General features: G+C 72.2%; 17 protein-coding genes. 11 read left to right on the top strand and 6 right to left on the bottom strand.

Features of this window, described 5'->3' with window-relative positions; genetic code table 11:
* Positions 1-102: 102 nt before the first annotated feature.
* The gene (locus IE263_RS11695; RefSeq protein WP_444545095.1) at positions 103-2781 is read right to left on the bottom strand and encodes a D-alanyl-D-alanine carboxypeptidase; all 2679 of its coding nucleotides are present in this window, start codon (positions 2779-2781) and stop codon (positions 103-105) included.
* A 376-nt stretch (positions 2782-3157) separates the two neighbouring features.
* On the opposite strand from IE263_RS11695, the gene IE263_RS11690 reads away from it, so the two are divergent.
* From IE263_RS11690 to IE263_RS11680, 3 genes are all read left to right on the top strand, one after another.
* On the top strand, positions 3158-3913 hold the full coding sequence (locus IE263_RS11690) for a GOLPH3/VPS74 family protein (protein ID WP_189935104.1): 756 nt from the start codon (positions 3158-3160) through the stop codon (positions 3911-3913).
* A gap of 395 nt (positions 3914-4308) precedes the next feature.
* Complete coding sequence (locus IE263_RS11685; protein WP_189935102.1) at positions 4309-5166, top strand: helix-turn-helix domain-containing protein; 858 nt, start codon at positions 4309-4311, stop codon at positions 5164-5166.
* A 241-nt stretch (positions 5167-5407) separates the two neighbouring features.
* Positions 5408-5599, top strand: a complete 192-nt coding sequence (locus IE263_RS11680; RefSeq protein WP_189935100.1) for a DUF397 domain-containing protein — start codon at positions 5408-5410, stop codon at positions 5597-5599.
* 173 nt (positions 5600-5772) lie between these two features.
* Here the strand turns inward: IE263_RS11680 and IE263_RS11675 are convergent, their stop codons facing one another.
* From IE263_RS11675 to IE263_RS11665, 3 genes are all read right to left on the bottom strand, one after another.
* A complete protein-coding gene (locus tag IE263_RS11675; protein ID WP_189935098.1) occupies positions 5773-6642 on the bottom strand; it encodes a MerR family transcriptional regulator in 870 nt (289 codons plus the stop codon).
* 85 nt (positions 6643-6727) lie between these two features.
* A complete protein-coding gene (locus tag IE263_RS11670) occupies positions 6728-7231 on the bottom strand; it encodes a glutathione peroxidase (RefSeq protein ID WP_229910915.1) in 504 nt (167 codons plus the stop codon).
* A 103-nt stretch (positions 7232-7334) separates the two neighbouring features.
* Entirely contained in the window at positions 7335-8312 is a 978-nt protein-coding gene (locus IE263_RS11665; protein ID WP_189935096.1) for an ArsR/SmtB family transcription factor, read from the bottom strand.
* A 96-nt stretch (positions 8313-8408) separates the two neighbouring features.
* Between IE263_RS11665 and IE263_RS11660 the strand changes: the two genes are divergently transcribed.
* Both IE263_RS11660 and IE263_RS11655 read left to right on the top strand, forming a co-directional pair.
* Positions 8409-9629: an MFS transporter gene (locus IE263_RS11660; protein WP_189935094.1), complete on the top strand. Its 1221-nt coding sequence runs from the start codon at positions 8409-8411 to the stop codon at positions 9627-9629.
* Positions 9630-9680: 51 nt separating this feature from the next.
* The gene (locus IE263_RS11655) at positions 9681-10379 is read left to right on the top strand and encodes a Crp/Fnr family transcriptional regulator (protein WP_189935092.1); all 699 of its coding nucleotides are present in this window, start codon (positions 9681-9683) and stop codon (positions 10377-10379) included.
* Positions 10380-10450: 71 nt separating this feature from the next.
* On the opposite strand, the gene IE263_RS11650 is transcribed toward IE263_RS11655, so the two are convergent.
* Positions 10451-10987: a Pycsar system effector family protein gene (locus IE263_RS11650; protein WP_189935090.1), complete on the bottom strand. Its 537-nt coding sequence runs from the start codon at positions 10985-10987 to the stop codon at positions 10451-10453.
* Between the two features lie 331 nt (positions 10988-11318).
* On the opposite strand from IE263_RS11650, the gene IE263_RS11645 reads away from it, so the two are divergent.
* From IE263_RS11645 to IE263_RS11630, 4 genes are read left to right on the top strand one after another with little or no spacing between them, the layout of a single operon-like run.
* Positions 11319-12068, top strand: coding sequence for a hypothetical protein (locus tag IE263_RS11645; protein ID WP_189935088.1), 750 nt, complete (start codon positions 11319-11321; stop codon positions 12066-12068).
* A gap of 19 nt (positions 12069-12087) precedes the next feature.
* A complete protein-coding gene (locus IE263_RS11640; RefSeq protein WP_189935086.1) occupies positions 12088-14241 on the top strand; it encodes a hypothetical protein in 2154 nt (717 codons plus the stop codon).
* Between the two features lie 5 nt (positions 14242-14246).
* Positions 14247-15848: a coiled-coil domain-containing protein gene (locus IE263_RS11635; RefSeq protein ID WP_229910914.1), complete on the top strand. Its 1602-nt coding sequence runs from the start codon at positions 14247-14249 to the stop codon at positions 15846-15848.
* On the top strand, positions 15838-17184 hold the full coding sequence (locus IE263_RS11630) for a DUF4407 domain-containing protein (RefSeq protein WP_189935084.1): 1347 nt from the start codon (positions 15838-15840) through the stop codon (positions 17182-17184). The genes IE263_RS11635 and IE263_RS11630 overlap by 11 nt, the downstream gene beginning before the upstream one ends.
* A 24-nt stretch (positions 17185-17208) precedes the next feature.
* On the opposite strand, the gene IE263_RS11625 is transcribed toward IE263_RS11630, so the two are convergent.
* A complete protein-coding gene (locus IE263_RS11625) occupies positions 17209-17649 on the bottom strand; it encodes a MarR family winged helix-turn-helix transcriptional regulator (RefSeq protein WP_189935379.1) in 441 nt (146 codons plus the stop codon).
* A gap of 403 nt (positions 17650-18052) precedes the next feature.
* Between IE263_RS11625 and IE263_RS11620 the strand changes: the two genes are divergently transcribed.
* Both IE263_RS11620 and IE263_RS11615 read left to right on the top strand, forming a co-directional pair.
* On the top strand, positions 18053-18754 hold the full coding sequence (locus IE263_RS11620; RefSeq protein WP_189935082.1) for a hypothetical protein: 702 nt from the start codon (positions 18053-18055) through the stop codon (positions 18752-18754).
* Between the two features lie 88 nt (positions 18755-18842).
* Positions 18843-19463 carry a hypothetical protein gene (locus tag IE263_RS11615; protein ID WP_189935080.1) on the top strand — a complete coding sequence of 207 codons (621 nt, stop codon included), beginning with the start codon at positions 18843-18845 and terminating at the stop codon, positions 19461-19463.
* Positions 19464-19466 lie beyond the last annotated feature (3 nt).

The following is a 19466-nucleotide window of genomic DNA, read 5'->3' as shown; positions in this document are numbered from 1 at the left end:
TCGTCGCGGCCGCCGACCTGTCCCGTTTCGTGACGCTAGCACGCACCCCGCCGGGCGGCTGCCCTGACGGGGTGCGGGACGGGGGCGTACGCGGCGCGCGGCTCAGCCGACGCGCGTCAGCTTGTCCGAGAAGCCCGGCTCGACCAACTCCCCCTGAAGGGCGACCGGTACCTTGACCGCATTGCCCGAGCCGTCCCCGACGGTGAGCGTGCCCACCTGGGTGCCGGCCTTCGCCGTGTGCGGGACCTCGCCGGAGGCGAACTTCAGCTTCACCGTCAGCCCGGCCCAGCCGACCGCCGTGACGTCCTTGGTGATGACGACCGGGGTGCGGCCGCCGAGCTTGTCGTCCACGTATCCGACGACGTCGCCCTTCTTCAGGATCTTCGCGGAGGTCAGCGCGTCCTGGGCGGCGGTCAGTGCCGTCCTGCTGACCTTGTTGGCCGTCTCGAGGATCTTCGGCTTGTGCTGTCCGAGGATCGCGCCGACGACGGTGACCGTCTCGCCGCCGACCTCCTTGCGGGCGGCGAAGAGGAGGTTGCCGCCGGCCGCGGTGGTGGAGCCGGTCTTGATGCCGATCGCGCCCATGAGGTAGGGGAGCGTGTTGAAGTTCGAGTAGTAGCGTCCGGAGGGGTCCGTCCAGCTGGCCGCGCTGGTGATCGCGACGAGAGCCGGGATCTTCACGACCGCGTTGCCCAGCTTCACCTGGTCCTCGGCCGTGGAGACGGTGGTCTCCTTCAGTCCGGAGGCGTCGGTGTACGTCGTGTTCGTCATCCCGAGCTCCTTGGCGGCCGCGTTCATCTTCTCGATGAACGCCGCCTCGGTGCCCGCGTCCCAGCGGGCCAGCAGCCGGGCGATGTTGTTCGCCGACGGGATCATGACCGCCGAGAGGGCCTGATGCAGCGTGAGCTTGTCGCCCTCCTTGACGCTGTCGAGCGTGGACTCACCGGTCTGGTTGTAGCCGCCCTCCTTCTCGGCGGTGGCGTCGACGGTGATGCTCGGACCCTCCTCGCCCGTCTTGAGCGGGTGGTCCTTGAGGACGACGTACGCGGTCATCGTCTTGGCCACCGAGCCGATGGCGACGGGCGTCTGCTTGCCGAAGCTGCCCATCTTGCCGACGCCGTCGACGTCCATCCAGCCCTGGCCCTCGCCCGGCCAGGGCAGGGAGAGCTTGCCGCCCTCGAAGGTGTACGAGTCCTTCGCGGTGAGCGTCAGCGCGGTCGCCGGCAACGGCCGCACGGCCTGCACGATCGCAAACACGATCACGAGCAACAGGACCAACGGCGTCCAGATCTTCACCCGCCGGGCCAGCGTCCGCAGCGGCGTCGGCGGAGGCGGCGGCGTGTTCGTCAGCTCGGCCAGCAGATCCAGCGGCGGCTTTGGCGGCAACGGCTGCTGCGTGGTCCGCTCGGGGCCGACCTGGGGAATCACGGCGGTGGATTCCGCCGGCACGACGGGCTTCGCCGGTTCCACGGGGGGCTTCGGCTGACGGGTGGAGGGATCGTCAAGAGGCTTGAGCGCGACGAACTTGCTGGTCCGCTCCGCTGCTGCCCCGGGCTCGGCCTTGTCACCCTCGGCCTTGCCCCTGTCGCCGGGCTGCGCCTTCGTGTCCGGCTGCGCCTTCGTGTCCGGCTGCGCCTTGCCGCCGGACTGCGGCTTCTCGTCCTCGGCGTCCCTCTTGTCCTTGTCGTCCGCCTTGGCGGCGCCGCCCAGCTTCAGCATGGTCGTCGGCTGATCGACGGCGGGCTTGGCGGGCCGGGGAGCCTTGAAGACAGCGGTGGGCTGGTCGACGGGGGTGTCGGAGGGCGCGTCGGCCGCGGCGAACTCGGCGTCCGCGTCGGCCGTGCCGGGCTTGTCGTCCGCGTCGGCCTTGGCGCCGCTGTCGCCTGCGTCGGCCTGGTCGGCCTTCGGCTGGTCACGCCGTTCGGCCTTCGGGGCGCCGCCTTCGTCGGCCGTGACGGTCTTGCCGCCCTCGTCGCTGTTGTCGCTCTTGTCGGCGGAGCCCGCCTTGCCGACCGCCTCGGCCTCGGCGGCGTCGTCGCCCTCGGCGTCCCTGGCGCTCTCGGCGGAGGCAGGGGCGCCCTTGGGGCCGTCGGCTGCCCCGGCCTTGCCGTCCGCGGCGCCCTTGGACCCATCGGCCCCGGCGTCGCCCTTGTCGGCCTTCGGCTCGTCATCCGTGTGGGCCGCGACGGCCTTGTCGGCCACCTCGTCCTTGGACTCACGCGGCTGACGGGCCTGTTCGCGCTTGCCGGTCGCGTCGGCCTTGTCGGGCTCGGCGTCGTCGCCCTTGGCGTCCTGGGTGGCCGTAGCGCCCGGGCCGGGCTCGGCCTCCGCGCCGGCGGAGGCGCTCGTCGCCCACTTGGGCGTGGTCTTCGCGGGCTTGGGCTCGCGAGTCGCCTCGGCCTTCGCGGCGGGCTCCTGGCCGGCCTCCGGCTCGGCGCCGTCGTCGGCGCCGTCGTCGGCGGCGGACCCGGCTGTTTCCTCGGCCGCGTCCTGCGCGGACTCCTCCTGGGAGTCCCGGGACGTCCCGGAACCCTTCCCTGAGTCCTCGCCGGTCTCGCCGGACGCCGTCTCGTCCGCCGAAGCCACCCACTGGGCCACAGCCGCCCGCAACCGCTCGTCGCGGCTCTCTGAGGCGCCGGCGCGCTTCTCGCGGCCCGCGGAGGCCTCGTCGCCCTCAGCGGCGTCCTGGGCGGCCTCCTCGGGCTCCTCGCCCCCGGCGGGCTCCGCGGAGTCGGAGTCCTCGGGGGAGCCGTCCGTCTTCAGCTCCCGCACGGAGAACACCCGAGTCGCCGTATCCACCCCACCGCGCGTCACCGCGGCCCGCGGATCCCGCGCTTCGGGAACCGCTCCCGCGCTCCCCGACGTCGGTTCTGCCGACGACTCGCGCTGCTTCGACCTGTCGGGGGACTCGCCCGCCACCGATGCCTCCTCCATGTGCCGCACGCCCACCGCGCGCCTGTCGAACCATGAACCGCCCACCCGGGACCCGCTCCACGGCACTGTCCGAACCATGTACCAGTGTCCTGTGTAGTGGGCTTGGCTCCTGCGGTAGACGAGAACGACATACCTACTGGTTCCACTACGAACCGGTCACGCACCCTCGACAGATGAATGTGAGAGGGGTCACCCTGTCATTCATCCACGCGGGGAGGCATGGATGGGCAGGAGCCGCAGAACACTTCCGGAGGAGCTTCTGCTGCTGGCACTGGACCCGGCCACGGGTACCACTGCGCAGCCGCAGTCGCTCGACCTTGGTCTGGCCGGAGCACAGCTAGTGGAGCTGGCGCTGGCCGGACGGATAGCCCCAGACGGGGATCGTATCGCCGTGGTGTCCCCACGGCCGACTGGAGATCCAACTCTGGACTGCGCGTTGGAGTTGCTGCGAAGGCGTGGCGCTCCCGTACGGGCCGTCCACTGGATCGGCGGGCCGCGTCTCGGGCTCCGCCAGACCTACCTCTCGCATCTGGAGCGGTGCGGCATGGTGCATGCCGTGGCGGGCCAGATGTGCGGAGTGCTGCCGACGACTCGCTACCAGGCGACGGACACGGCGATCAGCCGGGAGATCAGGGCCCGGCTGGACTCCGCGATCCGCACCGGCGTACCGCCGGACCCGCGGACCGCGGCGCTCGCCGCGCTCGCGCACGCGGTCGGCCTCGGCAAGCACCTGTACCCGGGGAACGAAGGACGCTCGTCCCGTTCCCGGTTGCGGGATCTCATCCGGCACGACCCCATGGGCGGACTCGTGGCGCACGCCGTCATGGACGTCCAGAACGGCGCGGCGGCACAGCCGCGTCGCAGCCCGGCACAGGCCGGCCGCCAGGCCGGACCGGGAGTCAGGACCGCACCGGAACCCGCCCGTGGCGTTCCGGCGCAGCCGCGCCGAGGCTCCATGGCACGTGTCGTGGCCCACTGAGCCGCAGTCCCACGACGCACCCGCACGACCCGTATGACCCGTAAGGGGTGTGATCCGTAGGCCCCTTGCGTCCCGTAAGACCCGCGAGACCCGTTCGGGAGCCGCCGCGGCCCGCGCGGGGTGGTGATGCCGTACGTCCCTCGGGACACCCGGCGTCACCGCCCCGCGCGGACGCATGTCCGGAGCCGGACCGAGCGGTGGCCGGTCTGGCACGGCGTCAGGGCTCGGCGCATTACCAGGGCAGGGGTGAGAAGGGGGTGCGGAAACGCCTGAGTGGCGTGTACCGGCCGCATATCCACCGTTTTCCAGCGGTAGTAAGCGCCTTGGTGGCAGTCTGCTCAACAGCAGATACGCAAAGTGTCAGTTACAGGCATGCAGCCGGAGGTGCACGTCCCGTGGCGTCCAATGTCAATCCCACCGTCCGGCGGCGCCGGCTGGGCCAGGAGTTGCGCAAGCTCCGCGAGGACAAAGGCATGACGGCCGAACAGGTCGCCGACCGCCTGCTCGTGTCCCAGTCGAAGATCAGCCGTCTGGAGAACGGCCGGCGCAGCATCAGCCAGCGCGACGTCCGCGATCTGTGCGGGGTCTACGAGGTCGAGGACCAGCGGATCGTCGAGTCGCTGATGCAGATGGCCAAGGACTCCCGCCAGCAGGGCTGGTGGCACGCCTTCGGGGATGTCCCCTACAGCGTCTACATCGGCCTGGAGACGGACGCGGCGAGCCTGCGCGTGTACGACCCGCAGGTCGTGCCCGGCCTGTTGCAGACCCGTCAGTACGCCGAGACGCTGATCTCGGGGGCGCTGCCGGAGACCGCGGCCACCGAGATCGAGAAGCGCGTGCAGGTCCGGATGCGCCGGCAGGAACGAATCAGCGCCGAGGAGAACCCTCTGCGCCTGTGGACGGTGATGGACGAGGCGGCCCTGCGCCGGGTGGTGGGCAACCGCTCCCTCATGCGCGACCAGCTGGAACATCTCGTCGAGCAGTCCCAACTGCCGCACGTCACCGTGCAGGTGATCCCCTTCGACATGGGCGCGCACCCGGGTCTGAACGGCCAGTACGCGATCCTGGAGTTCCCCGACGCGTCCGACTCCAGCGTCGTCTACATCGAGGGCGTCACCAGCGACCTCTACCTGGAGAAGCCGAACGACGTCCAGAAGTACAGCGTGATGTACGAGCACCTGCGGGCGCAGGCCCTGAACGTGGATCAGTCCCGCCAGTTCATCGCGGACATCGCGAAGGATTACGCGCGTTAGGTGTCCCGGCGGGCTGTCCGGCCGGGAGGGTGCCGCACAGTACACCTTCACCGGTCCGGATGGAAGACCCATCTGGAATATGCCATCCGGTCGAGTGAATAGTCGCTTCGTAAGCCGATGTTGGCGAGTAGCGTCGATCACGCCATCGAGCAACACCGTTGGCGGAAACCGTGCCGTGGGCCCGCAGGCGTGCCCTGTGTACGGCGACAGCAACTCATCACACAGGCAATCCGGAGCAAAAATGGCAATCCGTCAGGGAATCACGGACACGTGGACCAAGTCCTCCTACTCCACCGGCAACGGCGCGTGCGTCGAGGTCAAGTCGCCGATCGTGGCGGCCATGGCCGTACGGGACTCCAAGGTCGAGGACGGGCCCGTGCTGGACTTCCCCGCCGACGCGTGGAACCTCTTCGTCGCCTCGGTCAAGGCGTAGGGCGGGGATCTCCCTCGATCCCCGTCCCCTCACGTCTGACAACTTCACAAGCACTACCGAAGAGCCCTCTCGACGAGCTCGCCGTCCTTGCCGAGGGGGCTCGGCTTGTTCCCCGGCGCCACGCGGTCTCTCGGGGCCACGCGGTCTCCCGGGGAGCTACACGGTCCTCGGCGCTACTCGGTCACCCGTACCGGGAACGCCACGTCGCACACCGGGTCCTGAGGGCCCGCAGCCTCCCATTCGGCGAAGTAGACCTCCCGGCACGGGCCGTCGTACTCCAGGCCCTCCCGCTTCATCCACGCCTCCACCGCCTCGTACGCGGCCAGGATCTGGGGATGGGCGACCTGTGCCTTGACGATCCGCGTGTAGGCGAGCCGCATGGCGGGCTCCACCCGGACCGAGACGTCCCGGCCGCGCCCCTGAGCTTCCACCCACGCCCGCGCCGCCACCTCGTCGGCGACGGGCACACAGGACTCGGCGGGGCCGTCGCTCTCCGTCGACACCTCGGAGTAGTAGACGACGAACGGCGCCCCGGTGATGCCTCCGCAGGCCGCCGCGCCCTCCTCCAGCCGGCCCAGGGACGCGTCGATCCAGGCGGGCAGTTCGCCCGCCAGCGTGTGCCGCTTCTCGGTGATCACCACCTGCGCGGGTACGTCCACCGTCTCGACCTCGAACGTTCCGTACATCTCGGAGCTCCTCCCCGACAGTCGTCCACGGAGGTACTCGGCCAGCGTGCGCTGGGCGGCGACCCGGGACTCGACGTGCGCCCAGTAGGCGGCGAGCCGGTCGGCGGCCTCGGAGCCGTCCGCCGCGCCGACCACCTCGGCGACCCGCGCGAGCGGCATGTCGAGCCGGCGCAGCATGGCCACGAGCCGTGCCCGTTCCACCTGCCCGGCGCGGTAGTAGCGGTAACCGCTGGCCTCGTCGACGTGCGCCGGGGCCAGCAGCCCCAGCCGGTCGTACAGCCGCAGCGCCTTCGCCGACAGCCGGGCCCGTGCCGCGAACGCGCCGATGGTGAGCAGTTCGTCGTCCCCCACGTCCACCCCGTCATCCTCCGTCGCCGGGCGGCCTTCTCCGCCCGGCGACGAGGACACTCCGCCCTGCCCCAGGGGCAAGGTCAAGCGAGGGTCAGCCCAACTGCCCCTCGACGGCGGCGACGACCTCCGCGGACTCCGGCTCGGTCTGCGGCGAGAACCGCGCGACGACGCTCCCGTCGCGCCCGATCAGGAACTTCTCGAAGTTCCACCGGATGTCGCCGTCGTGGCCCTCCGCGTCCGCGAACCCCACGAGCCGCTCGTACAGCGGGTGCCGCCCCTCCCCGTTGACCTCGACCTTCTCGGTCAGCGGGAAGGTCACGCCGTACGTCGCCGAGCAGAACTCGGCGATCTCCTCGGCGGTTCCCGGCTCCTGCCCGAGGAACTGGTTGCAGGGCACGCCGACCACGGTGAAGCCCTGCGCGCCATACCGCTCCTGGAGCCGCTCCAGCCCCGTGTACTGCGGGGTCAGCCCACACTTGGAGGCCACGTTCACGATCAGGACGGCCTGGCCCACGTACTGCGAGAGCTCCGCGGAACCGCCCTTGAGGGCACCGATCTCGACATGGAGGGGGGAAATACCGGCATCTGTAGTCATGCGGGGATGCTAGCTCCGGTGGGTGACGCGCGGCGGTTCCGGGGGCGCCCAGGACCTGTCCGGCGGACAGACCCCGGCCGTCACGGCGCGGCCCCCGTACGGCTCACCCCGCCGCACCCCCACTCGCCTCCACCAGCACCTCACCCGCCCCCGTCCGCGAGTACAGCACCGACCGCCCCGCCCGCCGCCGCTCCACCAGCCCCGCGTCCAGCAGCACCCGCAGATGCCGCCCCACCGACCCGAGCCCCTGCCCGGTCAGAGCGACCAGCTGTGTCGTACTCAGCGGGCCCCCACCGAGCAGCACCAGGACCGCCGCCCGGGCGGGGCCCAGCAGGGCGTGCAGGGCGGCCGGTACGGCCCGTTCCCGGTGGTCCTCGGCGAGAGCCCCTGTACACGGGTAGACGACGGCGTACCGCTCCCGCCCCTCCCACGACACCCACCCCGTCCTCGGCGTCACCGGTACGAACAGCAACTCCGCCCCGGAGATCTCCCGCGGCGGATACTCATGCAGGTTGACCTGAAACCGACTCTCGCCCAGCCACCGCGTCCCGGGCCGCAACGAGTCCAGAACCGCCGCCCAGCCACCCCGGCTCACCTGCGCGGTCCGCGCGACGACATCCGCCTCCAGGACCCGCCGTCGCCGCTCCCAGTACGGCCGTACGGCGGCCTCCCACACGTACTCCAGCAGCGCCGCCGCCCGCTCGGGCAGATCGTCGCGCTCCAGGGCCGCGGGCAACTCCCCGGCGAGGGAGATCCGCAGGTGCGCGCGGGCGTCGGCGGGAGCGGCCGCCCGGACCCGGGCGACGCCGTCCTCGAGGCTCTCCCCCTCCCGGGGCGTGGGCGTGAGGAAGTCCGCGATCCAGTGCCGCCCGAGCCCGGCCCGTACGAGCAGCGCGGTCACCGGGTCGCCGGCGATCCGCTCCCGGTACCCGGGCAGATGCGCCCGCAGCCACGCCCCCTCCCCGGGATGCGCGCCCACCCCCGCGTGGAGCAGCTTCAGACTCGCGAAGGTCTCGGCGAACGGTGAGATCACGAACCGGCTTCCCGCCAGGGTGTCGGCGTTCACCTGCCACCACCCCATCCGCGGCACCCCCTACGACCCGTACGACCCGTACGACCTTTCGCGCTCGCGCGAAACAATAACGACCCCGCCCACACCCGCCCGAGACTCCGCCGCATGACCGGCTACCGACAGCTCTTCCGCACCCGGGAGTTCACTCCCCTTCTCCTCTCCTCCGCGGCCCACACCGCCGCCCAGACGGCCGCGGGCCTCGCCCTCGGCACCCTGGTGTACCGCGCGACGGACTCCCCGCTCCTCTCGGCGGTCAGCATGTTCGGCGCCTCCCTCGCCCAGGTGCTCGGCGCGACCTTCTTCCTCTCGGGCGCCGACCGGCTCCCCCCGAGAACGGCCCTCGCCGGCCTCTCCCTCGCCTTCGCCGCCGCCACGGCCGTCCTCGCCGTGCCCGGCCTCCCGGTCGCCGCCGTCCTCGCGGTCGTCCTCGTCCAGGGCCTGGTCGCGGCGCTCGGCGGCGGAGTCCGCTGGGGCCTGCTGAACGAGATCCTTCCCCAGGACGGCTACCTGCCCGGCCGTTCGGTCTTCAACATGATGAGCGGCCTGATGCAGATCACCGGCTACGCCACCGGAGGCGCCCTCGTCACCGCCCTCTCCCCGCACCGCGTCCTCCTCCTGGCCGCCCTCCTCCACATCACGGCCGGTGCCCTCGCCCGCCTGGGCCTGACCGCGCGCCCACCCCGCACCGGCGGCCGCCCCTCGGTCACGGCGACCTGGCGCACCAACGCCCTCCTGTGGTCCTCCCGCCCCCGCCGCCTGGTCTACCTCGGCCTCTGGCTCCCCAACGGCCTGGTCGTCGGCTGCGAGGCCCTCTTCGTGCCGTACGACCCCGCCGCCGCGGGCGCCCTGTTCGCGTGCGCGGCGCTGGGCATGCTGGTCGGTGACCTCGCGGTCGGCCGGCTGCTCCCGCCCGCCGTACGCACCCGCATGGCCACCCCGCTCCTGCTGCTCCTGGCCACCCCGTACGTCTTCTTCGTCCTGCGCCCGGCCCTGCCGCTCGCCGCGCTCTGCGCCACCGTGGCCTCCGTCGGCTTCGGTGCGAGCCTGGTCCAGCAGGAGCGCCTGATGGCGCTCACACCGCCCGAACTCAGCGGCCACGCCCTGGGGTTGCACTCGGCGGGGATGCTCACCCTGCAGGGCGTGAGCGCGGCCCTCGCGGGCGCGATGGCCCAACTCACCTCGCCCGCGACGGCGATGACGGTGATGGCGCTGGCGTCGGTCGCGGTGACCCTGGCACTGGCGTGGGCGGACCGGAGGGGTGGGACATCCCCCGCGGCGGCGGCCGGCCCGGACGACGTGGGGCGAATTCCCCTCGCGGGTGCCTGAGGAGCGGGCAGGATTCAAGGGTTTCGTCGACCGGCCGGGGGGAGCCCGCTCATGACGTACGGCTCGCAGAAGTGGCCCGCGCGCAGTCTGCTCGGGGCGGTGTCGCCGGACGCCCGTCGGGAACTGCTCGACCTGGGCGTGCGTACACGTTTCGAGGTGGGAGAGGTGCTGCTGAGCGAAGGGGCGGACGACCGGCACGTGCTGTTGCTGCTGTCCGGGTTCGCCAAGGTGACCGCGCGCGTGGAGAACGGCGAGGAGACGCTGCTCGCGGTCCGGGTCGGCGGCGACAGCGTCGGGGAGATGGCGGCCATGGACGGAGCGCCGCGCTCGGCCACGGTGACGGCCTGCGGCGAAGTGGTCGCCCGGCTGGTGCCGGCGGCCACGCTGCACACCCTCCTGGCCCGCCGCCCCGACGTGCACCTGGTGCTCACCGGGATCGTCGCCGACCGGCTGCGCTGGGCCAACCGCAGACGCCTCGACTTCCGGGGCTACCCGGTCAAGGTGCGCCTGGCCCGGCTCCTGGTGGAGCTCGTCGGCACCTACGGCCAACCCGGCGAGGACGGCATGGTCCTCGGCTGCCGGCTGACCCAGCCCGAACTCGCCGCTCTCACCGGGGCCGCCGAGACGACGGTCCACAAGGGGCTGCGAGAGCTGCGCGAGGAGGGGCTGCTGGAGACCGGGTACGGCTCGACGGTCATTCGGGACCTGCCCCGGCTCAGGCGGCTGGGAGACCTCTTGCTCGAGGGATGAGCGCCGAGGGATGAGCGCCAAGGGATGGGCTCCGAGGGAGGAGCAGCCCCGAGAGATGGGCGCGGTGCCGGTCAGGACAGGGCCGGCCGCAGCACCACCAGCAGCCCGGCGCTGACGCCCATGAGCGCGGTGCAGGCCACGGCGGCCGTCAGGCACCGGTACTTGCGCACCGCGACCCGGGACAGGAACCGGACGGTCTCGGACAGCTCCCGGCGCTCCCGGGCGGCCGGGTCGCCGGATTCGCCGGATCCACCGGAGTCCTCGGCCGGCAGGATGTCGGGGCCCGAGGCGAGGTGGACGAAGCTGTAGCGATTGGCGCCGGACGGATGCAGCACCCGCGGACGCACGGTCGCGGCCAGGAACCCGGCGCCACCGAACAGCCCGCACAGGAAGAGGGCGAGCAGCCCGGCGGCGAACACCCCCGCCGGGCCGCCCGCCTGCGCGGCGCGCAGGGCCGGAGCGCTCCAGAACCCGGCCGTACCGACCAGGGCGGCCTGAGCGGCGGCCAGGATTCCGGCCTTGGCGTCGGCGTGCTGGTGGGTGGTCTGCAGGGCGGTGAACATGAACTGCGCCGGACGGCTGTCGGAGTGATCGACGGGGGGCTGCATGGGGCTCCTTCTGGGCGGCCTGCGAAGGGCTGGTTGTTTCCAGTGAGCCCGGAAACAGGTCGTGGAACCTGGGATTTCTGCGGGATTCGGGCCGTCGGCCTGCCGTTTTCCGCTCCAACGGCTCGAACCCACCCGTAACTTGCGATGACCGCTGTATGTTCCCGCACCTTTCCGCATCCCGTACTTCGACGGGGTCCGCGGCGCACGGGGCGTGTACCACTGGCCTACCGGCGTCCGCCTGTGGGGGAGCGGACGCCGGCGTGTTCCGGAGCGCGCCCCCCGGCCCCGAGGCCCGGGGGTGCGCTTCATCCATTGAGCGGGGAGTTCGAGCATGGGAACGTTCGGTCGCAGACTGCTGCTGGCGGTCGACGCGAAGGGATACGGCGGCGCCGACGCGGTGACGCAGCGGCAGCTGCAGGAGGCCATCCGGAGATTGCTGAGCGAGGCCGCCGCCGCGTCCGGGCTGGAGTGGGAGCGCTGGGAGACCCAGGTGGGTGGCGACTCGGTGTTCGCGGTCCTGCCCGAGGGGGCCTCCGAGCCCGACCTCGTCGACACGTTCATGCGGCACCTGGACGCCGGCCTGCGGGCCTTCAACCACGGCCGGGTGCGCGCGGCGTGGCTGCGGCTGCGGGCGGTGGTGCACTTCGGTTCCGCCTCGCCCGGCGCGATCGGCTTCGTCGGCCGGGCCCCGGTCGAGGTCGGACGGATGCTGGACAGCGCGGCCCTGAAGGCGGCCCTGGCCGCGGCGCCGGACGCCTGTCTCGCCCTGGCCGTGTCCCCGACCGTCTTCAACGACGTGATCAGTGACGCGTACACCACCATCCGCGCCCAGGAGTTCCGCGAGGTGGTCGTCGCGGAGAAGGAGCACACGGGGCGTGCGTGGATCCGGGTGCCGGGGTACGACGCGCGGGCGCTGGACCTGGGGGTGCCGTCCGGCGCGGGGCGTGAAGGCGCCACCGGGGGCGGTGAAGTGCCGGACGTGCGCCCCCCGAGTGCCCCAACTGCCCCTGGAGACACGGTGGTTCAGGTCATCAACGGAACCGTTCACGCACCGGGATCCGTCTTCGGGATCTCCAAGTGATCTCTAGCGACGGCCGAAGATGAACGAGGAACAGAGCGAGCGCACGGCCCAGGACACCCTGGAGCCGACGACGCAACCGTCGGCCCCCGACGAAGCGGAACCGAGAACCCCCGAACCCACGCAGGACCCGAAGCGGCCGGACGATTCCGAGGAGCCGGCAAAGAACACCGAGAACGACAAGAAGGAGGAGAAGGAGCCGCCCACCACACCGGCCCAGGTCCACCACAACAACGTCAACCAGTACTTCTACGGAGCCCTCGACGCCTCCGGGTCCCTCTTCGGCATAGGCACCGCCGACTCCGGCAACGGCGCCCGCCGCCGCGCCGTCGGCCGCCTCGACGCGGGCGAGGCGGATGCCCTTCTCGCGCCGTACGTCAGGCCCGCCTGCTTCGAGGAGGCGGCGCGCGCCCTCGACGAGGACGGGGTCGTCGTGCTCGTCGGCCCGCCCGGCACAGGCAAGCGGTCCGGGGCGGTGGCGCTCGTCGACGCCGTCGCCACGGGCTCCGACCACGTCGTGCTCTCCCCGGGCCGCAGCCTGGACGACCTCGCCGGCGGACGGGTCGCGTTCGAGAAGGGCGTCGGCTACGTGCTGCTCGACCGGATGAACGAGGAGACGTCCGCGACCGCCGACTTCGACTGGCGGCGGGTGCGGGACACCGTCCGCGAACACGGCGCGTACCTGGTGGTCACCACGGTCCACCCGGTCGGCGCCCAGGTCGAGTCCGTACGGCACGTCCCCTGGCGGCTGCCCGATCTCGCGGCCGTGCTGCGGGTGCGCCTGCGGCGCGCCGCGTGCGCCGGGGACACCGTCGAGCGGGCCGTCGCCCTGATGCCGTCCGGCTGCACGGTCACCGAGGTCGCCGCGGCCGCCGAGCGGATCGCGCGGGGCGCCGACCCGGCCGAGGTCTGGCGGGAGTACGGCAGCAGCGCCGCGCAGCCCGTGCGCGAGTGGTTCGCCGAAGAGCGTTCGCCGCAGGAATGGGTCCAGGTGACCACGCTCGCCTTCGTCACCGGCGCCGGCTACCGCGAGTTCGAGACCTGGCAGGAGCAGCTGGCGGAGAGGGTGACCCCGGTCTTCCCCGAACCGCCCACCCCGGAGCAGGCCGCCCTGGAGGCTCAGCGGGTCGTCGACATCCGGCTGTCGCTCAGCCGCAACGCGCTCGTCGCCGTACAGGAGCGCAAGCACGGCGCGCTCACCCGTACCGCGCTGGTCTTCCCGCAGCCCCAGTACCGGCAGTGGGTGCTGGAGGAGCTGTGGGCGAAGCGTTCGACGCCGTACTGGGACGGGGTGCGGGACTGGCTGACCCGGCTCGTCGCCGGGCGGCCGGGGCTGGGACTGCAGCTGTCCGTCGCGCAGGGGCTGGCGCTGCTCGCCCTGCCGGCCTTCGACGAGGTCGTCGAGAGTTATCTGCACCCGTGGGCGGCCGGCCGCGCGGGCCCCGCCGGGCAGTCCACGGCCACGCTGGTGCTGCAGTGCATGTGCCTGGACGAGTCGCTCGCCGCGACCGCGCTCGGCGTCGCCCGCGGCTGGGCCCGCTCCTCCGACCCGATGCTGCGGTCCACGGCGACGTCGGCGTTCAGCGGTGCGCTCGGGGTGCGCTTCCCGACGGACGCCGTGCACACACTGCTGCGGCTGATACTCCGCAGGGACGGCCGGCCCGTGGAGGCGGCGTACGCGCTGGCCGGGCTGGTCGCGGTGCTGGCGGAGTGCGACCAGGACACGGGCGCGGTGTTCCGGCCGCTCGCCTACCAGATGCGCGCCCAGCGCGAGACGCGCACCGGCCCGCACAAGGAGACCGTCCTCGACACCGTCCTGACCGTTCTGCGGGCGCGGGACGCGCGCACCGGCCGGCTGGTGTGCACCGGGCTGCTGGAGCGTGACGCCCGGCTGAGCGAACGGATCGGCGCACTCTGGGCGGGCGTGCTGGAGAACCGTCCGCGCCGGGGCCTGGCCCTGCGCGGTCTGTACGCCGCCCTGCGCGACCTGCCCGTCGTGACCGCCCGCCCGCAGCCGGTGGCCGAGCGCTTCGGCCGGGCCGTGGGCGCGGCCCTGGCCCCGGACGAGAGGCTGCGGCTGACGGCCCCCCTCCGGCAGGTCGCCGCCCACCCCGACGAGGCGACCGCCGAACTGATCGAGATCTTCATGACCGCCGTACTGAGCACGGAGGACTGACAGACATGGCTGAGACATACCCGCTCGTCGAGCAGCGGGAGTACGGGCGGCCGGAGAGGCGCGGTGGCATCCTGCGCAGGCGCACGACGCGGGAGGAGGGGGATCTGCCCCGGGTCGCCGCGCACCAGGTGCGGGTCTTCCGGGTCGGCGAGGAGTACGTCGAGGACCACGGGGAGCTGCGCGCCGACGACCCGGTCGTCCTCGCGGCCAGTTCGGTCACCGTCGTCGACCGGCGGGCCGAGGTGCCGGTGGTCGTGGAGACACGCATCCCCTCGGCCGACGCGGGCGAGTTCACCGTGCGGGTGACGTACTTCAGCAGGGTGATCGACCCCTGCGCGGTCGTGCGCGACGGCATCACCGACGTGGAGGCACTGCTGCTCGCCCAGCTGCTCGCGGTGCCCGGGCTCACCGAGGACGGCAGCGACCTGCCGGTCGCGGACTCCTCGACCGTGCGCAACCGCATCGACGCCCGGCTGACCGCGTACCACGAGATGCGGCCGTCCGACGTGTCGGGCCTGCGGGTGAGGTGCGGGCAGGTCGAGGTGCGCACCCCGCAGGAGCAGGCCGCGCACCTCGCGGAGCTCGAGCGGGTCCGCCGCGAGCAGGAGCGCGACCTCGTCCTCGCGGAACGGCAGCAGAAGGCCGCCCTCGACAGGGCCATCCGCGAGGCCGAACTGGCCCTCAAGGAGGAGGAGATCCGCAGCCTCCAGGCCCAGCGCAAGGAGCGCAACCGGCACAAGGAGGAACTGGACAAGGAGTACAACAGGCAGGAGCACGACACGCTGCGCACCAAGTACACGCGCCTCGCGGAGTCCGACCAGCAGGACCACGAGCTCGACCTCGGTGTCCGGCGCAACGACACCGTCCGCGCCGAGCTCGCCAAGGACGTGAACCTGATCGGCAACGACCCGCTCGGCGCGGCCTTCCTGGCCTTCCGCAGCGGCGAGATCAGCGCCGACGAGCTCTCCCGGCGCCTGCACGACGCCGAGAAGGACGGGTACGCGCGCCAGGACGAGTGGACCCGCGTCGACCGCGAGTACGAGCTGCAGCGGCACTCCGTGCAGCGCGACGACGAGCGCTGGCGCCTCCAACGCGCCGACCAGCAGCGGGAACTGACCCGCAAGGAGGAGCGGGAGGAGATGGCCGCCCGGCGGCGCGAGCAGTCCCGGCGCTGGGACCTGGAGCACGAGGACCGGCTGCGCCGGCGCCAGGAGGAGCGCGCGGACGCCGAGCGGTGGGACCGCGACGAGCGCGAGTGGGCGAAGGAACAGCTGGCGGTCCGTGCCACCCTCGGCAAACAGGCCATCGACCGGGGGCTGTTCGACAGCACGATGTACGACGCGGGCGCCTTCATCAACAGCGTCGGCGACGTCCCGCAGGGCCAGGGCCAGGGCCAGGGCCGGACGCCGGGCGGCCGCAGCGAAGGCCGGCGGACCCGCGGCGGCGAACTGGCCGGCGACGCGCCGGCCGAGCTCACGGCGGACGCCAAGGGCGAGCCGCACCGTGCCTCCCGGCCCGCCCCGGACAGCAGCGCGACGGACGGCGAGACGGACGACGCCCTCCTCGACTTCGGCGGCACCGACCAGGAGGCCAGCCTTGGCGACTGACATCCCGCTGCGCCCCGCCGACACGGCCTCCCTCGACGACGGCGACGGCACGTCGGCGCGCCGCCCGGTGGCGCCCGCCCACGGGCCGGCGGTCCGGCTGCGCAAGCTGATCGGCGTGGACGAGGGCCTGCTGACCTGGGTCCCGGAAATGCGCACCCGCTACACCCTGTACGGGGCGCTGGTGTTCAACACGGCCGTGGTGGGCGCGGCCTCGATGGCCCTGGCGCTCGGCAGCTTCCGCTCCGACCTGCCGTGGCCCGCGGTGGCGTGCGTGTCCCTGATCTGGTTCTGGGTGGTCCTCACGCTGGACAGCTGGCTGGTGTCCAGCACGCACGGCACACAGGTCAAGAAGTGGACCTTGATGCTGCGCTTCTTCCTGTCGGTGCTCCTCGGCCTGTTCATCGCCGAGCCCATCCTCTTCCAGATCTTCGACAAGGAGATCCGCCAGGAGATAGCCGTGGGCAACGAGCAGAAGGTGGCGGACTACCGCGGCATGCTCGTCTCCTGCAACCCCACCGACGGCACCTCCACCACCGGCCGTCCCGAATGCGGCCGTTACCAGCTGAAGGTCGCGGGTTCGCCCGCCGAACTGGACCGCCAGATCGAGAACAACACCGCCCGCGCCGCGACCCTCAGGACCCAGGTCGACGGCCTCGGCAAGAAACACGACGACAAGCTGGCCACCGAACAGCGCCTGTGCGGACCGAAGTACTACATCTGGACGGGGAGAGGCCGGGACGTCACCATCACCTGCAAACGGGCCCGCACGGCCACCTCGGACGCCGCAACCGAGCTCGAGCCGTACGAGAAGCAGCTCAAGGACCTGACCGCCAAGGTCCAGACCCTGACCGCCCAGAAGGAAAGGGCCGCCAACGACTACCAGCCGCTGCTGCAGCGGGCCATCGACGACAAGACCAGCCGGCGCGCCGCCGCCCTCGACACCGACGGCATCCTCACGCGAGCCCACGGGCTCACGAAGGTCGCCGGGGCGGACGGTTTCGCGCTCTTCCTCACCGTCGTCCTGCACCTGCTGCTCCTGGGCTTCGACGCCATGCCCGTCCTCGCCAAGCTGATGAGCGGTGCGACGGTGTACGACGAGTTGCTCGGCAAGCGCTTCGAGACGAGCCGGCGGCTGTACTCCGAGGAGCTCCAGGTGCAGCAGGCGTGCGCGCGGCTGGAGCACGAGGTGCAGCGCCACCAGGTGGAGCAGGACACCGCGGATCGCATGCGGCGCCTGGAGCTCGAGTACCACCGGGCCCAGGCGGAGCGCGCCGCCGAGGAGCGCTCCGAACTGGAGGCCAGGATGCGGCGCATCCTGGCGGCGCGCAGGGCCTGATCCGGGTGAGCGCCTGACCGGGCTCTACGGAGTGACCTCGGGGTCCGTGAACACCTCGGGCACCTTGTTGTCGAGGACGACGCGGGCGAGGAGCGCGGCCAGCCGGTCGCGCTCTGCCCCGTTGAGCCCCGACGGCAGCTCGTCGATCCGCCGGCAGGTCGCCTCGTGGAACTCGTGGGCCAGCCGGGCCCCCTCGTCGGTGAGCGCGACCCGCACCGCCCGCCCGTCCCGCGGATCGGCCTCCCGCCGCACCAGCCCGCGCTGCACCGTCCGGTCCACCAGCCCCGTCAGACTCGACTTGGCGAGCCCCAGCATCTCCCCGAGCTCACTCATCCCGTACGGCTGCGGCCTCAGGACGCACAGCAACTGCCCCTGCTGGGGAGTGATGCCGTACGCCCGGCTCGACTCGGCGTACACGGCGTTCACCAGAAACGCCGACCGCACCAACGCGGGCCCGACCCCCATCTGTTCACCTGCGGCTTTCCCCATACGGGAAGGGTAACGGCGGGGGAGGGAGCCGAAGTCGGCGCGTCGGCCGTACGTCCGCTGCGGCCGGTGCAGGCTTCGGGTGTCTTTGTGGGGAAAGCTGTACGCCGCTTCCACCGTGTGGTCACGGGAGCGTGAGGAACGAGCCGAACTCCGGGCACGGCCGGGGGCGTTGGCGCGAGAGGGCCTCAGGGCGCCGAACTGCGGTGACGGATCGGACAGTCCGCCACAGGTGTGGCTCAACCGGCCCTCATAATCGACCTGTTGCTTCCGGTGGCCCGTTTACTCCTGCGAAGACCGGCCCCTATGGTTCCTCGCCGACAGGACGGGGCCCCTGCGGCGCACGCCTCGGGGGAACCGCCGACAGGCAACGGGGAGGATCATGAACACCGTACGGAAACGTGCCGGGATCGCCGTGACCGCCTTGGCGACCGCAATGGGTACGGCGCTGGTGATGCCGGCGTCGGCGCAGGCCGCCCCCGCCGGGCCGGACGACAGGGGGCTCGTGGAGTTCTCCGTCGTCGACACCGGAGCCGGCATCCCACGCGACCACTCGTTCCAGCTGAAGGACCTCACCGACTACGGCATCCCGCGGCAGACCACGGAGAAACTCGCCGCCGGCGAAGGAACGGCCGCCGAAGAGGCACCCGCCGCGGCCGACGCCCCTCCGGCGGACCGTTTCGACGTCGTGGCCGAATGGAAGGACCGGGACGGCTGGGACGCGACCATGCGCAAGGGCTGGTGGAACGGCGGCGGAGGCGGCTTCGGCCTGACCAAGATCGACCAGAAGCACAACCTCAGCCTCGACGCCGTCAAGGCGACCACCATGTACCCGCGGCCCGGACCGACGGGCAAGGAACAGATCGGCCCGTCCACCTACAACTACCGGACCGAGGTCCTGCACGTGGAGTGCAGCGGCTGGTGGATCTTCCGCACCTGCCGGGTCACCGAGGTCAAGACGGTGCTCGCGGGCATCGACTACCGCAAACTGGGAGACGGCAAGGCCTTCGGGGCCGTGACCGCCTTCTGCGAGGGCGTGCCCGGCCGCTGCCCCGACTGGGTCCGCAACGCCATCAACCTCTGACCGGACGGGCCACGTCCGCGTACAGTCACCCGATGGGCCGGCCGACTGCCCGAAGGCCGGCCCACCGGCGACCTCAGGGAGATCCTCCATGAGCACTCGGCCGACCCGACCGGCACGGCGGTGGCCCGCGGCCGAATGGTGGGCGCCCCTGGTCACCGACCTCGCGGCGATCCAGCGGGGAAGCGCGTCACTGGGCCTCGTCGTACGCCGGATCTCGCTCACGGAGACGACGCCGTCCGTGGAGGTGGACTGGCCGGACGGGGGCTACATCACCCTGCGCCCCGATCCGGAGGCCGGCGTACCCGCCCTCCTGGACACTCTGGGCGCGGCCGGACCCGCGGCGCCCCCTCCCCTCGACCACGACGACATGCACTGGGCCCCGGGCCCCGACGCGCCACCCCTGCTGCGGTACGCCTGGCTCCTGGACCAGCTCGGCACCGCCAGCGACGCCTGGTACGCGTACGTACCCGCCCCCGTCGCACTCCTGGAGATCCGCACGGACGGAACGGAGACGGCCGACATCGCCGTCGCCCGCCCCGACCGCCCCGACGCGGTGCGGGTGCGCGCCTCCCTGGCCGGCTGCGGAGAAGCCGCAGGCATCGGGTACGCCGTCGTGGAACGCGCGCTCAAGGCGGAGAGCGGAACCCCGCTCGCCCAGGAGCCGATCGCGGGGCTGCCGACCCGGCTGGTGCGCCTGCAGGAGGGCTGACCG

This window comes from Streptomyces aurantiogriseus (genome assembly GCF_014649375.1).
Taxonomy (GTDB): domain Bacteria; phylum Actinomycetota; class Actinomycetes; order Streptomycetales; family Streptomycetaceae; genus Streptomyces; species Streptomyces aurantiogriseus.
Note: the sequence above shows the minus strand (reverse complement) of the source record. Positions and strands in the feature narration are given on the sequence as shown.

Bases quoted from the DNA above. Each gene is read 5' to 3' on its own strand.
- IE263_RS11690 (WP_189935104.1), top strand. From the start codon at position 3,158: ATGGGCAGGAGCCGCAGAACACTTCCGGAGGAGCTTCTGCTGCTGGCA.
- IE263_RS11680 (WP_189935100.1), top strand. From the start codon at position 5,408: ATGGCAATCCGTCAGGGAATCACGGACACGTGGACCAAGTCCTCCTAC.
- IE263_RS11670 (WP_229910915.1), bottom strand. From the start codon at position 7,231: ATGACTACAGATGCCGGTATTTCCCCCCTCCATGTCGAGATCGGTGCC.
- IE263_RS11665 (WP_189935096.1), bottom strand. From the start codon at position 8,312: ATGGGGTGGTGGCAGGTGAACGCCGACACCCTGGCGGGAAGCCGGTTC.
- IE263_RS11660 (WP_189935094.1), top strand. From the start codon at position 8,409: ATGACCGGCTACCGACAGCTCTTCCGCACCCGGGAGTTCACTCCCCTT.
- IE263_RS11655 (WP_189935092.1), top strand. From the start codon at position 9,681: ATGACGTACGGCTCGCAGAAGTGGCCCGCGCGCAGTCTGCTCGGGGCG.
- IE263_RS11650 (WP_189935090.1), bottom strand. From the start codon at position 10,987: ATGCAGCCCCCCGTCGATCACTCCGACAGCCGTCCGGCGCAGTTCATG.
- IE263_RS11645 (WP_189935088.1), top strand. From the start codon at position 11,319: ATGGGAACGTTCGGTCGCAGACTGCTGCTGGCGGTCGACGCGAAGGGA.
- IE263_RS11640 (WP_189935086.1), top strand. From the start codon at position 12,088: ATGAACGAGGAACAGAGCGAGCGCACGGCCCAGGACACCCTGGAGCCG.
- IE263_RS11635 (WP_229910914.1), top strand. From the start codon at position 14,247: ATGGCTGAGACATACCCGCTCGTCGAGCAGCGGGAGTACGGGCGGCCG.
- IE263_RS11625 (WP_189935379.1), bottom strand. From the start codon at position 17,649: ATGGGGGTCGGGCCCGCGTTGGTGCGGTCGGCGTTTCTGGTGAACGCC.
- IE263_RS11620 (WP_189935082.1), top strand. From the start codon at position 18,053: ATGAACACCGTACGGAAACGTGCCGGGATCGCCGTGACCGCCTTGGCG.
- IE263_RS11615 (WP_189935080.1), top strand. From the start codon at position 18,843: ATGAGCACTCGGCCGACCCGACCGGCACGGCGGTGGCCCGCGGCCGAA.